Raw genomic sequence first — 13,722 nt, 5'->3', positions numbered from 1 at the left:
CTGCCAGCCGAACGCCTGCGCGCCGCGGCCCGAAGCGACCGATTCGGCGCCGACGGCGGTCGAATGGAAGCCGGTGGCCTGCGCCTGCTCGCCCACGGCGACGGCGTCTTCGTCGGTCGCCGACGACAGGTTGCCGATCGCGACGCTGGTCTGACCAGTGGCCGTCGCGGTGCGGCCGATCGCGGTGCTGCGGTTGTTGGCGGTCGCGTTCTGGCCGACGGCGGTCGACCCCGTGTTGGTTGCGGTCGCGCCCGACCCCACCGCGGTCGACCCATTGCCCGTCACGGCCGCATTCGGACCGCAGGCGAGCTGCGTGTTGTTGCTGGACGTCGCCCCGCCATCGGTATCGCCGGCCGAAACGACGCCGTCGTTGTCGGTGTCGAGCAGACAGGTTTCCGCCTGTGCCGGTGCCGCCGAAAAAGCCGAATAGGCCGCCAGCGCCATCGCCGACGCGGACAGTTTGATCATGGTACGCATTTCACCCTCACTCCCCAATGACACGGGCAGCGGGATCGCTGCGCCGTGAAAACGCCTGCAAACCAGCATGATGGGACAGCCAGAATCGACCATGCGCACGCACGCCGGCGGACCACATCGTCTCTTATGGACGGATGGAGGCCCCCGCAGATCGACCCTGAGTCGGGAGCCTGACGGCTAACCCCCCGCAGGTCAACGTCTTATCGCTTTTGTTAACCAGTTCGCCGCCGATCCGGCCGGGATTGTCGGACCCCCTTGGGCTGTGGCATAGGTGGCACAACGAAACCGACTGCGAGAGGATCAGGCGAATGGCGACCCAGCTGAAGCGCAACAGCAAATATAGCGAAGCCGAGTGGACGGCGCGGCAGGAACTGGCCGCCTGTTACCGCATCTTCGCGATGATGGGCTGGGACGAGATGATCTTCAACCACATCACGGTGAAGCTGGAAGATCAGGAAGGCGCCTTCCTGATCAACCCCTATGGCATGCATTTCAGCGAGGTCACCGCCTCCAGCCTGATCAAGATCGACATCGACGGCAACAAGCTGGACGAGGATAATCCCTGGCACGTCAACAAGGCGGGTTTCGTCCAGCACAGCCTGTTCCATCGCGTCCTGCCCGACGCGCATGCGATCATCCACACGCACACCACCGCGACGATGGCGGTATGCGGGCTCGAGGGCGGGTTGCAGCCGACCAATTTCTATGCCTGCAACTTCATGGGCCAGCTCGCCTATCACGACTTCGAGGGCGTGACCGTGCGCGAGGAAGAGGGCGAGCGGCTCGTCGAGCATCTGGGCAACAAGCGCATCCTGATGCTGCGCAACCACGGCCCCGTGGTGATGGGCAAGTCGCTCTCCGACGCCTTCATCAAATATTGGGCGCTGCAGCGCGCGTGCGAGATCCAGCTCGCGACGATGAGCATGGGCAAGCCGATCCTGGTCGACGAAGAGGTGATCAAGGTCCACCAGCGCGACCTCTATATGGCGGCGATCCCCGGCCAGTCGGGCAAGGCCGAATTCGACGCGATGGTGCGCAAGGTCGACAAGATCGACACGAGCTGGCGTGACTAATCCGGCCGACCGGCTACTAAGGATCGCATGACGCGCTTTTCGGTCAACGACCGCCCGATCGAATATCGGATGGATCCCGAGACGCCCCTGCTGTGGGCGCTGCGCGACGCGTCGAACCTGACCGGCACCAAATATGGCTGCGGCACCGGCGAATGCGGGGCGTGCACCGTCGATATCGACGGCGAGGCGATCCGTAGCTGCCTGGTGACGATTGCGGAGTGCGAAGGCCGCTTCGTCACCACGATCGAGGGGCTGACCCGCGACCGCAGCCATCCGGTGCAGCAGGCCTGGGTCGCCGACCAAGTGCCGCAATGCGGCTTCTGCCAGTCGGGGATGATCATGGCGGCGGCGGCCTTGCTGCGCACCAACAGCAATCCCAGCGATGCGGAAATCGATGCGGCGATGACCAACATCTGCCGCTGCGGCACCTATCCGCGCATCCGCGGCGCGATCAAGCGCGCAGGCCGCGTGCTGCGCGGCGAGGAGCGCATCGCCGCTGCGCCGCCGCCGGGCATCCGCCCGCAGGACGCCGCCGGCGCGGTGCCCGCGATGCGCGCGCCGCCGGAACGCTGAAGGCCTTTATCCGTTCATCTAGCTGAACCGCAGGCAACATCATGGTTCAGCCATGACTCATCTAGCCAACGGTAAATTTCGATTCATCTTCCCGGTCGGCCGTCCGCCGCCCATGGGACCCGAGTTCGGAGACAGACGATGAAGAGAATAATCGGAGGGTTGCTGATCGCGGCAACGATGCTCACCCCGATCGCTCCCGCCGCCGCCCAGGCGCGCGAGGGCCAGCAGCTTGCCCAGCGCGGCGACGGCGGCAACCGTGGCGGCGGAGGCGGCGGCTATCGCGGCAATCGCGGCGGCGGCGACCAGCGCGGCCAGCGTCCGCAGACCCAGCGCCAGCCGCAGCAGCAGGCCGCGCCGCGCGCGCAGCCGCAACGCCAGCAGCCGCAGGTCCAGCGCCAGCAACCGCAGCGCCAGGCCGTCCAGCAGCCGCAGCGCCGCGACTGGAACGGCAACCGCGATCGCGGCAGCCAGGCCCAGCGCCCGCAGGTGCAACGCCAGCAAGTGCAGCGGCAGCAGCCGCAGCGCCAGCAGGTCCAGCGCCAGGACCGCAATCGCGGCACCTATGATCGCAACAACGACGGGCGCACCGACCGCCAGTGGGACCGCAACCGCGACGGCCAGGTCGATCGCCAGTGGGATCGCAACCGCAATGGCCAGGTAGACCGGCGTTACGACCGCAATCGCAACGGCGATCTCGATCGCCGCTGGGATCGCAACGACAACAACCGCGTCGATCGTCGCTACGACCAGAATCGCAACGGCTATGTCGACCGCCGCTATCGCGACGGCCGCCACGGCAACAATGGCAATTGGAACCGCGGCTGGCGGAACGACAACCGCTACAACTGGCGCGATTATCGCCAGCGCTACGGCAACAATTACCGCCTGCCGCGCTATTATTCGCCCTATCGTGGGCGCAGCTACACGCGGTTCAGCATCGGCTTCACGCTGGGGTCGCTTTATTATGGCCAGCGCTATTGGATCAACGATCCGGGCTATTACCGCCTGCCGCCCGCCTATGGGGGCTATCGCTGGGTGCGCTATTACAACGATGCGCTGCTCGTCGACACCTATAACGGCGAAGTGGTCGACGTGATCTACGATTTCTTCTGGTAATATTCCTTTCGTTTTACCCGAAGACAAACTGAGGGGCCGGCCTGTCCGGCCCCTCTTTTATGCGCTTGCCCTCCCCCGCGCGGCGCGCCACGATGGCGGCATCAGACAGGGGAATATCATGCGCAAATTGGGATGGGCCGCGGCCCTGACGCTCACGCTGCTCGGCACGGCAGCGCAGGCGAAAACAACCGTCATCTATGCGGGGCACGTCATCACCGACCCCGATAAGCCGGCGCTCGGCACCTCGACGATCACCGTCACCGACGACCGCATCACCTCTGTCAGCGCGGGCCGCACCCCCGCCCCCGCCGATGCCGAGATCGTCGACCTCGGCGACAAGACGTTGCTCCCCGGCCTCATCGACCTCCATGTCCATCTGACCGGCGACCCGGGCGGCGATTATCGCAGCGAGGCGGTCGATCCCGACGAATGGGGCGTCGTCGTCGGGGTCAAGAACGCCGGCATCACGCTGCGCGCTGGCTTTACCACGGTGCGCGAGGCGGGGTCGGCGCAATATACCGCCTTTTCGCTGCGCCGCGGCACCGCGGCGGGCTTTGTCGAAGGCCCGCGGATCGTCGCCGCCGGCCCCGCGCTGTCGATCATCGGCGGGCATGGCGACGTCACCGGCTTTCGCGAGGACGTCCATGGCGTGCTCGACCAGGGCTATACCTGCACCGGCGCGGTCGAATGCGCCGAAAAGGTGCGCAAGGCATCGCGCGCCGGCGCCGACGTCATCAAGATCACCGCGACCGGCGGCGTGCTGTCGCAGCAGGGTCGCGGGCTCGACGGCCATTTCACCTCGCCCGAATTGCAGAGCATTGCCGACACCGCCCATTCGCTGGGGCTGAAGGTGATGGCGCATGCGCATGGCGCGCGCGGGATCGAATCGGCCGCGGCGGCGGGCATCGATTCGATCGAGCATGGCACCTTTGCCGACGACGCGGCGCTGAGGGCGATGAAGGCGAAGGGCAGCTATCTCGTCCCGACGCTGATGGCGTTCGAGGGCGTCAGGGAAAGGCTCGGCAAGGGCATCTACACGCCGACGGTCGAGGAAAAGGTCCGCATGACGATGGGCAGCGTCGGCAAGGCGGTGACCCGCGCGAAGGAACTCGGCGTGCCCGTCGCCTTCGGCACCGACGCCGGGGTGTTCGAACATGGCCGCAACGCGGGCGAATTCGCGCTGCTGGTCAAAGCCGGGCTGACCCCGCGCGAGGCGCTGGCCAGCGCGACGACCGTGGCAGCCAAGGTGCTGTCGATGGAGAGCGAGATCGGCCGCATCGCGCCGGGCATGTCGGCCGACATGATCGCAGTATCGGGCGATCCGCTGGCCGATGTCACGACGCTGGAAAAGGTCGACTGGGTGATGGTGCGCGGGCGGATTGCGGATTGAGGGCTTAGCCGCAGATCACGCCGCGCGTTCGATCCGCGCGCGGACCGACTGGCCCGCCGCGCTGCCGCCGATCAGCGTCGTGATCTCGACCGCCTGCGCGAATTGCACCCCGACGCGATTCTGCTCGGACCAGCGCGCCTCGGCGTCGAGGACGAGGTCGGGGCCGAATTCGAGGCGGAAGCCGGTGCCCTCGGGCACGTTCCATAGTCCCTCGATCAGCGCGCCGCGCGTCGATACGTTGCGGACGATCGCCTCGTAGCGGTGCCCGCCGCTTTCGACCTGGATCGTGCGGAAGGTGCGGCTGCGCGTCTCGCGCGCGCTCTTGTAGCCCTGCGCCACCACCCGCCCGTCGCCGGTGCGCAGCAGCGCGAGCGCTTCGTCGAGGCTCATCGGCCGACCATAGATATAGCCCTGGACATGGCTGCACCCGAGCCCGCGGATCAGGTCGAGGTCGTCGTGCGTCTCCACCCCCTCGGCGGTGGTTTCCATCTTGAGCGCCTCGGCCAGCCCGACGATCGACGAGATGATCGCGGCGTTCATGCTGCTGCGGTCGGCGGCGCCGCGCACGAAGCTCTGGTCGATCTTGATCTTGTCGAACGGCGCCTTTTTCAGATAGCCGAGCGCCGAATAGCCGGTACCGAAGTCGTCGAGTGCGAGCCGCACCCCGGTGCGCTTCAGCCGCTGGAACATCTCGAGATTCTCGGGGCTTTCGTCGAGGAAGACACCCTCGGTAATCTCGAGCTCAAGCTGGTCGGGGCGAATGCCCGCCGCCGACACCGCGCTCATGATCGTCGCGGGCAATTTGTCGTTGGCGAACTGGCGCGGCGAGACATTGACCGCGATCCGGTATCCGTCGCCGAGCTGCGCGATCGCCGCACAGGCCGAGCGGACGATCCATTCGCCGATCGGCACGATCAGGTTCGATTCCTCGGCGATCGGGATGAATTTCGACGGGCTGATCATCGCATCGTCGCCGCGTTGCCAGCGGATCAGCGCCTCGAAACCCGAGATGCGCTCCTTCGCGACGTCGACGATCGGCTGGTAGACGAGCCGCAGTTCGTCCTTCGCCAGCGCGTCGCGCAGCGCATCCTCGATCGCCTTGCGCTCGCTCGCCTGGTTGTGCATCGCATCGGCATAGAAGCGGTAGACGCCGCGCCCCGCGTCCTTCGCGGCATAGAGCGCGAGGTCGGCGTTGCGCACCAGCGCCGACGACGACACCCCTGCCCCTTCGGACACCGCGATGCCGATCGACGAGCCGATCCGCACCTGTTCACCCTCGATCGCGAAAGGCTTGGCGAGGCTGAGGATGATTGCATTGGCGATATTGGCGAGTTTGTCGGCGTTGGTGATCTGCGGCAGCACGATCTGGAACTCGTCGCCGCCGAGCCGGCCGACCTGCCCGCGGTCACCGACGATCTGCGCGAGCCGCGCCGCGACCTGCTGGAGCAGCTGGTCGCCGACCGGGTGGCCGAGCGTATCGTTCACCGCCTTGAAGCGGTCGAGGTCCATCAGCAGCAGCGCGCAGGGCTGCGGCTGGCCGATATGGCTCTTGAGCGCGCGTTCGAGCAGGTCGGTGATGTGGAGCCGGTTGGCGAGCCCGGTGAGCACGTCGTAGCGCGCGAGCTGGTTGATCTCGCGCTCCGACTTCTTCTTTTCGGTGAGGTCGGTGCCTGATCCGCGAAAGCCCTGGAAATTGCCGAGTTCGTTGCTGATCGGGTGGCCCGAGATCGACCACCAGCGCTCCTCGCCCGGCACCGCCGCCTGCACCGTCAATTCCTTGAACGGGGTGCGCGACGACAGGCTGAACCCCAGCGTGCGTTCCTCGCTCTCGTCATTGCCGATGCGCTTGCGGATGATGTCGGTGAACGGCCGACCGATCAGATCGGACAGCGGGCGGCCGAGCTTGGCCGCCACCGTCGGCGAGACATAGACGAGCTGGCCATGGCGGTCGGTTTCCCAGAACCAGCCGCGCCCGGCGCGCTCGAAATCGCGCACCAGGTTGAGCGCGCGCTGCTGGTCGCTGACCGTCTTGCGCCGCAGGCGCTCGGTGCGGCGCTGGTGCCGCTCATCCTCGCGCACCATGACGATCAGCAGGAGGAGGAAAATCATCGCAGCAAAGGCGAAGGGCATCGACGCCTTGCCGATCGCGCCGCCGAGTGCGGTCGCACCCGCGAAGGCGAAAAACGCCGGCCGCGCGATCGCCACCGCCGCCGCCGCGACGAGCACCGTGCCGATGCGGATCGCGGCGAAGGCATCGATATAGGGGGTCCCTTCGGCTGCGGCCGATGACACGAACATCGCGATGCTGGCCAGCAAGGTCCCGAGCGCGATCAGCGTCATGCACGCAGTGCACCAGAGCGCGGTCCTTTTGTGCAGCGTGCTGCGCGGCGAGCGCGAAAGCTGGCCGATGACGGTGAGGATAAGGTCGCAACCGATGCCGAGCGCGAGCAGCAGCCATTGCGACGGGCGGTCGAAGAAGCCGGGAAGCCCGGGGAAAAAGGCGCAGGCGAAATAGACGAGCGCGCGGCTGACGAGGACATAGTGCCACAGCTGCGCCACGCGGGTCAGGCGCGTCACAAATTCCGGCGAATCGAACAGCGATGCGCCGGACGACGGCTCGCTGGTCTCCAGCCGCACAATGGCCCGTCTCAACCCCAATCCCACAGTTCCTGCTTCAGTCGGTCCTGAGGCGATTCCCTGCCCGAAAGGGGTTTCCAAAACCTTATTTTCGCGATCCGGCAAATCCCCGGAATCGCTCCATTATGGGAGGGATTGGGTTTTCGTGTGAAACCGATTATAGTCGCACCATGCCTGCCGTACGCCTGTTGCCGCCCACCCAATTCTTCGACCGCGACCAATGGTCGGCGATCACGCGCGTGTCGCCCTGGCGCGGCATCTGGCTCGTTGCGCATGGCTGGATCGTCAGCATCGCGGTTCTCGGCGTCGCCGCCTGGCTCGCAAACCCGCTCGGCTGGCTCGCGGCGGTCATTTTCGTCGGCGGGCGCCAGCTCGGCTTTGCCATATTGATGCACGACGCGGCGCATGGCGCGCTGCATCCCAACCGCAAAATCAACAATTTCCTCGGCGACTGGTTGACCGGCGCGGCGGTCGGATCGGACCTGATCGCATACCGCACCTATCACCTGCAGCATCATAAATTCACCCAGCAGGCCGAGGATCCCGACCTGTCGCTGTCGAAGCCCTTCCCCACCACGCGCGCCAGCCTGTGGCGCAAGGCGGCGCGCGACCTGACCGGCCAGACCTTCTTCAAGCAGCGCGTCGCGCAGTTCGGATTCGCGATCGTCGGGCTGAAGGCGATGCTGCGCGGCGAAAAAGCGGAAAAGGGGAAAGCCAGCACCAAGGCCGGCACCCCGTTCAACAAGCAATCGGACGACGGCATGACGTCACCGACGGTCGACGTCGCGGGCGCGATGGCGGTGACGCGCGCGGTCGGGCGCTTCCTGACCGTGCAGGCGGTGCTGCTCGCGCTGTCGCTCCTGCTTTATGGCTGGACGCCCTATCTGCTCTGGCTCGCGGGGCTCGCGACGACCTTCCAGCTCTATCTGCGCATCCGCAACATCGCCGAACATGCCTGCACCACCACCGGCAGCGACGATCCCTTCACCCACGCGCGCACCACCCGCGCGGGCTGGCTCGCGCGCGCGACGGTCGCGCCTTACTGGGTCAATTATCACGCCGAGCATCATCTGTTCATGGGCGTGCCCTGTTACCGGCTGCCCGAGGTTCACGCCGCGCTCGGCCGGGCCGGCCGCCATGGCGACATGACGATCGCGCCGACCTATCTCAGCGTATTGCGACAGGTCACCGCCGCCCGCGCCTAGTCGGCGAGGACGAGCAGTTCGTCGGAAAGCCAGGCGCCGAGCCACGCCGCAAGCGATTCCATCGCCGCCGCCTCGCCCTGCGCCTCGATCAAAGCCGCGCTGAGGTCGGTAAAGCTCGCGCCCGCAGCGAGCAGCGTGAGCGCCGCAGCCTCTTCGCCGCTCAGGCTGCGAAAGCGCGACTGACAGCCGAAGCGCCAGACCAGCAGCGTCTCCGCCCCCCCGAGTTCCTCCACCTCGGGCGGCTCCTCCTCGGCATCGAGGCTGCTCCACAGCGCCGCGACATTGTGCCGGACGGGCAACAGCGTCGCCGACGGGTGCAACGCCAGCCGCTGCTCGATCCAGGCATCGCCAAGCTCGCCGACGCGCGCGGCGTCGAGCGGAAGGGTGTCGGCGGCATCGAAGGCGCCGCGCAGCGCCCAGTCGAGCGCCGCCAGCTCGGCCAGTTCGCCGTCGCCGGGATAATGCTTCGCCAGAAAGGCCGGAAACGCCTCGCCATAATAGCGCAGGTTGCGGGTGCGCGACTTATGTCCGTCGACATAGGCCTCGGCCAGATTGTCGAACTGCTCGTCGCCCAGATAGGCGTGCAGCCGCTCATAATGATCGGCGAGCACCCCGGTCAGGCTTGAGCGGTAATTGTTGCGATAGATGGCGATCCGCTTCGCCGCGCCGACGCGATCATCGTCGACGATCAGGCCTTCGGCGGCGGCGTCATCGTCGATGATCCCGCCCAGAAACAGCGCCTGCCGGTCGCGCAGCGCCTCAACCATGCACGGGCTCCAGAACGCGCGCCGCGAGGGCACGTGCGCGATCGAGTTCGGCGATCACATCGGCCAGCGGCGGAATATCGTCGTCGCGCTCGATCATCGTCGCGACCGGCCCGAACATGCGGCACGCCTGTCCATAGAGGTTCCACACCGCGTCGCAGACGTCGGCGTCGTGCGTGTCGATGACATAGTCGCCCATGTCGCTGTGCCCCGCGAGATGGATCTGCTGGATGCGATCGCCCGGCAGGCCCGCGAGATAGTCGAGCGGGTCGAAACCATGGTTGCGCGCGCTGACATAGATATTGTTGACGTCGAGCAGCAGCAGGCAGTCGGCACGCGCCGCCATCTCGGCGAGGAAATCCCATTCGCTGCGGTCCGACGAGCGGAAGGTTACATAGGAGGACGGATTCTCGATCAGGATGCGCCGGCCGAGAAAATCCTGCACCCGCGCGATATTGTCGACGACGCAGTCCAGCGCCGGCGCGTCATAGGGCAAGGGCAACAGGTCGTGGCTGTTGTGCGCGTTGATCCCCGTCCAGCACAGATGGTCCGAAATCCACAAAGGCTCGACGCGTTCGGCCAGCGCCTTCAGATCGGCGAGATAGTCCATGTCCATCGGCTCGTCGGACCCGATCGACAGCGATACGCCGTGCATGACCATTGGATAATCGGCGCGAATGCGATCGAGCATCGCCATCGGCTTGCCGCCCGGCACCATGTAATTTTCGGAAATGATCTCGAGCCAGTCGACCGGCTGCGGTCCCGACAGGAGTTCGCCATAATGTTCGGGGCGCAGCCCGAGGCCGAAGCCCGGCGACGGGGCGGTCATGCGATCCATGCTGATATCCGTCGGTGGTGGGACAGGCCCGGACGCGCCGGGCCTGTCCGAACCGGTGTCAGACGACGATCTTGCCGCCGTCGGTCAGGCATTTGCCGGCCGCGAGCTTTTTCCAGCCCTTGCCCTTGCAGGCGTTGGCGCCCTTGCAGCTGTTGCCCGCCGAGCCGCAGCCCGACGCGCCGCCGCACGAGCTGGCGTCGGTCTTGCAGTCCGACGAACCCTTGCAGCTGTTGACGCCGGCGCATTTGACTTCGTCATTGGCACCGATCGTCTTGCCCTTCGGCGCTTCGCCCGCGATCGCGGCGCCCGACAGCGCGAGCGCGGTCGCCGATGCGGCGATCAGTCCGGCCAGTTTGTTGGTGGTCATGAGTTTACCCTTCCCTTTGGTTGTCCAGTCAAGGTGGGGCAGCGACTCACCGCCCCCCGGTCTTTTTCACACGACCCGGGGACATGATGGCATGATCTCGATCACAGGCGAAAGAAAATCCTTCCCGCGCGGCCTTTTACCGCCGCGCGGGAAGCGCAGCGGTTCAGCCGATGTCGCCGATCACGCCGCCGTCGCTCAGGCATTTGGCGGCGGGCATCGCCTTGAACCCATGGCCCTTGCAGCCATTCTGGCCCTTGCATTCATTCGCCGTCGTCTTGCAGTCGGCGGTGCCCTTGCAGCTGTTGACGCCATAGCAATGGACGAGGTCCTTGGCGCCGACGGCGCTGCCCGAGCTGCCGGCGGGGGCGTCGGCGGCAAAGGCGGCGCCGGTGAGCGCGAGCGCGGTGGCCGATGCGGCGATCAGGCCGGCGAGCTTGTTCTTGGTCATGGGTTCGATCCTCCAAATTGAGCGGCGGAAGGGCGAATTGCCCTCCCCCCTCGCTATTCGGGCGGATCGGAAAAAGGTTACGCGGTGCCCGCGACGAAGCGCCCGGCCGCGCGATCCTTTTCGGTCGTCGCGGGATCGAAGATCATCCCGTTCATCGCGACATAGACGCCCGGCGGCAGCGTCTGTGCCGCCGCGAGCGCGAAGCCGACGTTGAATTCGGCATCGCTCGCGCGCACCGACGCGGGCTGCATCGCCCCGGTCAGCACGATCGTCTTGCCGGCAATGCCCGCGAGCACGCGGCCCGTGACGACCATCGTATCGGTGCCGTGCGTCACGAGGATACGCGGCGCATCGCTCGCGGCGACCGCGGCGCGGATCGCTTCGCGGTCGGCATCGTCCAGCTCGAGGCTGTCCTTGCGCATCAGCTGCGTCACGCGGTGCGGGACATGGACGTTGTTTTCGCGCAGCATGTCGGGGATCGCCGCGGGGCCGATCTGAAACTCCGACAGCGCATCGAAATAGACCTTGTCGATCGTGCCGCCGGTGGTGAAGATGTCGATCACGTCGCTCATGCACATTCATCCTCGATGGGCAGCGCCGGCATGCCGTCGGGCGCGGCGAAAGGCCGTTTGAAGGTGAACGCCTCGGCGGTCGGCCCCTCGGCGTCGAGGATCGCGAGCCGCGCCATGCCCTCGGCCACGGTCGGGCGATGCCCCGCGGGCACCCACCAGAGCACCTGGTAGAGGCCGATATGATCGAACCACTCCTTGCGCCGCTTCATGATCGCGAGATGGTCGGGCTGGCGATAGACGAAGGCGGCGAGCGCATCGAGGTCGCGCCACACCGACATGTTCGCGATCAGCTGCGGATCGTCGGTGACGGCCACGTCGGTCGCGTCATTGCCGTCGCCGACCAGCCGCCAGACGAAGCCGTCGCTCGCCTCGGCAATCGCGTTCACGCCGTCGAGCGCGTCCATGAAATCGCGGTTCGCGACATGGTCGGCGGGCAGGCGAAAGCGCGCGATGTTGATCTGCGCGAGTTCATATCCCGCCATGCCCGCCTCCCTTATGCCAGCGCTTCCGCGATCAGGCGCCGCGTATTGTCGATGCCGAAGAGCGCAATGAAGCTGCCCATGCGCGGCCCGGCGCTCGACCCGAGCAAGGTCTCATAGAGCGCCTTGAACCAATCGCGCAGGTTTTCAAAGCCATAGGCTTCGTTCTTGCCGATCTCGTAGACGATGTTCTGGATATCGTCGGCTGAGGCATCGGCGGGCAGCGCCGCGAGCTTCGCGTCGAGTTCGGCCAGCGCCGCGCCCTCGCCGCCCGCCGGCTTGCGGCGGTTCAGCGTCGGCGCGACATAGTCGCGGTTATAAGCCATCGCATTGTCGATCAGGCGATCGAGTTCGGGATAGGTCGCGGCGTCAGCGCCTTCGACATATTGGCCGAGGTAGCGCCAGATTTGCTCCTTCGACGCATCGGCGCCCATCACCCCGACGAGGTTGAGCAGCAGCCCGAAGGTCACCGGCAATTCGGTCGCCGGAACCTGCTCGCTGCGCGCGACATGGACATGATGCACGGGGTTGCCGAGCCTCTTGTCGCCTTCCTGCGCCGGATAATTGCCGCGCATCTGCAGATATTCGTCGACCGCCTTCGGGATCACGCCGATGTGGAGCTGCTTCGCCGCCTTGGGCTCGCGATAGGCGAAGAAGGCGAGGCTTTCCTCGCTGCCATAGCTCAGCCATTGCTCAAGGCTCAGGCCATTGCCCTTCGACTTCGAAATCTTCTCGCCCTTTTCGTCGAGGAACATTTCGTAGATCAGTCCTTCGGGCTTTTGCCCGCCGATCGCGCGCGCGATCTTGCCCGACTGGACGCCGCTGTCGGTGAGGTCCTTGCCATACATCTCGTAATCGACGCCGAGCGCGACCCAGCGCATCGCCCAGTCGACCTTCCACTGCAGCTTCGCGCCGCCGCCGAGGATCGAATGGGTGATCGTCTCGCCATCGTCCTCGAACGACACCAGCCCCTTGTCGGCGTCGACGACGGTCACGGGCACCTGCAGCACGATCCCCGACTTCGGGCTGACCGGCAGGATCGGCGAATAGGTCGCGGCGCGCTCGGCGCGCAGCGTCGGCAGCATGATGTCGAGGATGTCCTGGTTGTGGCGCAGGATCGTCTTCAGCGCCTCGTCGAACGCGCCCGACCGGTAGCGTTCGGTCGAGCTCACGAACTCGTAATCGAAGCCGAAACGGTCAAGAAACTCGCGCAGCATCGCGTTGTTATGATGCGCAAAACTCTCATACTTGCCGAACGGATCAGGGATCGCGGTCAGCGGCTTGCCGAGATGGCTCGCGAGCATCTCCTTGTTCGGGACATTGTCGGGGACCTTGCGCAGTCCGTCCATGTCGTCGCTGAACGCGACGAGGCGCGTCGGCGCACCGCCGGTCAGCGTTTCATAGGCGCGGCGGACCATCGTCGTGCGCAGCACTTCGTTGAAGGTGCCGATATGCGGCAGGCCCGAGGGGCCATAGCCGGTCTCGAACAAGATGGGATCACCGCCGGGCTTGCCCTGCGGATAGCGTTTGATCAGCTTGCGCGCTTCCTCGAACGGCCAGGCCTTGGACGTTTGCGCGGGCTCGCGCAGGGCGGGGTCGAGATGCAAGTCGGTCATGGCAGCGCCCATAGCGGCAAGCACCGCCCCGGCGAAAGCCCAAATTGCGGCGCCGCGCGCGGGCGCCGCGCTAACCTCAGTCGATCAGCGCCAGTTCGGCCGCGCCATCGGCCCTGGCATCGGCCACCAGCCCCGCCATCGCACGCGCGCCGATTTCGGCGGCGGTC

The 13,722-nt window shown here is 66.3% G+C and carries 13 protein-coding genes and 1 pseudogene; 5 read left to right on the top strand and 9 right to left on the bottom strand.

Annotated elements, in window-relative coordinates:
• Window positions 1–477: pseudogene (locus tag B1A78_RS16210) on the bottom strand (hypothetical protein); the annotation flags it as partial.
• Window positions 478–785: 308 nt separating this feature from the next.
• Between B1A78_RS16210 and B1A78_RS16205 the strand changes: the two are divergent.
• The 4 genes from B1A78_RS16205 to B1A78_RS16190 all read left to right on the top strand — a co-directional run bounded on the left by B1A78_RS16205 (window position 786) and on the right by B1A78_RS16190 (window position 4,629).
• The gene (locus tag B1A78_RS16205) at window positions 786–1,550 is read left to right on the top strand and encodes a class II aldolase/adducin family protein (protein WP_054729410.1); all 765 of its coding nucleotides are present in this window, start codon (window positions 786–788) and stop codon (window positions 1,548–1,550) included.
• Between the two features lie 27 nt (window positions 1,551–1,577).
• Window positions 1,578–2,123: a (2Fe-2S)-binding protein gene (locus B1A78_RS16200; protein ID WP_077147955.1), complete on the top strand. Its 546-nt coding sequence runs from the start codon at window positions 1,578–1,580 to the stop codon at window positions 2,121–2,123.
• 138 nt (window positions 2,124–2,261) lie between these two features.
• On the top strand, window positions 2,262–3,239 hold the full coding sequence (locus B1A78_RS16195; protein ID WP_077147954.1) for an RcnB family protein: 978 nt from the start codon (window positions 2,262–2,264) through the stop codon (window positions 3,237–3,239).
• Window positions 3,240–3,357: 118 nt separating this feature from the next.
• Window positions 3,358–4,629, top strand: coding sequence for an amidohydrolase family protein (locus tag B1A78_RS16190; RefSeq protein WP_077147953.1), 1,272 nt, complete (start codon window positions 3,358–3,360; stop codon window positions 4,627–4,629).
• 15 nt (window positions 4,630–4,644) lie between these two features.
• Here B1A78_RS16190 and B1A78_RS16185 read toward each other — a convergent pair whose 3' ends face one another.
• Window positions 4,645–7,206, bottom strand: a complete 2,562-nt coding sequence (locus B1A78_RS16185; protein ID WP_256838929.1) for an EAL domain-containing protein — start codon at window positions 7,204–7,206, stop codon at window positions 4,645–4,647.
• 230 nt (window positions 7,207–7,436) lie between these two features.
• On the opposite strand from B1A78_RS16185, the gene B1A78_RS16180 reads away from it, so the two are divergent.
• On the top strand, window positions 7,437–8,471 hold the full coding sequence (locus tag B1A78_RS16180) for a fatty acid desaturase family protein (RefSeq protein ID WP_077147951.1): 1,035 nt from the start codon (window positions 7,437–7,439) through the stop codon (window positions 8,469–8,471).
• Here B1A78_RS16180 and B1A78_RS16175 read toward each other — a convergent pair.
• The 7 genes from B1A78_RS16175 to B1A78_RS16145 form a co-directional block, all read right to left on the bottom strand.
• On the bottom strand, window positions 8,468–9,238 hold the full coding sequence (locus tag B1A78_RS16175) for a DNA-binding domain-containing protein (RefSeq protein WP_077147950.1): 771 nt from the start codon (window positions 9,236–9,238) through the stop codon (window positions 8,468–8,470). The two genes, B1A78_RS16180 and B1A78_RS16175, sit on opposite strands and share 4 nt — an antisense overlap.
• Complete coding sequence (locus tag B1A78_RS16170; protein ID WP_218667990.1) at window positions 9,231–10,064, bottom strand: DUF692 domain-containing protein; 834 nt, start codon at window positions 10,062–10,064, stop codon at window positions 9,231–9,233. Before B1A78_RS16170 ends, B1A78_RS16175 begins: the two co-directional genes overlap by 8 nt.
• Window positions 10,065–10,131: 67 nt before the next feature.
• Window positions 10,132–10,440 (bottom strand): hypothetical protein, encoded by a 309-nt coding sequence (locus B1A78_RS16165; RefSeq protein WP_077147948.1) that lies wholly within the window; start codon window positions 10,438–10,440, stop codon window positions 10,132–10,134.
• A 163-nt stretch (window positions 10,441–10,603) separates the two neighbouring features.
• Window positions 10,604–10,888: a hypothetical protein gene (locus B1A78_RS16160; protein WP_077147947.1), complete on the bottom strand. Its 285-nt coding sequence runs from the start codon at window positions 10,886–10,888 to the stop codon at window positions 10,604–10,606.
• A 77-nt stretch (window positions 10,889–10,965) separates the two neighbouring features.
• Window positions 10,966–11,451 (bottom strand): asparaginase domain-containing protein, encoded by a 486-nt coding sequence (locus B1A78_RS16155; RefSeq protein WP_077147957.1) that lies wholly within the window; start codon window positions 11,449–11,451, stop codon window positions 10,966–10,968.
• A 5-nt stretch (window positions 11,452–11,456) separates the two neighbouring features.
• Window positions 11,457–11,942 carry a DUF3291 domain-containing protein gene (locus B1A78_RS16150; RefSeq protein WP_077147946.1) on the bottom strand — a complete coding sequence of 162 codons (486 nt, stop codon included), beginning with the start codon at window positions 11,940–11,942 and terminating at the stop codon, window positions 11,457–11,459.
• 11 nt (window positions 11,943–11,953) lie between these two features.
• The gene (locus B1A78_RS16145) at window positions 11,954–13,555 is read right to left on the bottom strand and encodes a lysine--tRNA ligase (protein ID WP_077147956.1); all 1,602 of its coding nucleotides are present in this window, start codon (window positions 13,553–13,555) and stop codon (window positions 11,954–11,956) included.
• Between the last annotated feature and the right edge of the window lie 167 nt (window positions 13,556–13,722).

The organism is Sphingopyxis sp. KK2 (assembly GCF_001990265.1).
Lineage (GTDB): Bacteria > Pseudomonadota > Alphaproteobacteria > Sphingomonadales > Sphingomonadaceae > Sphingopyxis.
This window is presented reverse-complemented; position numbering and strand designations above follow the sequence as displayed.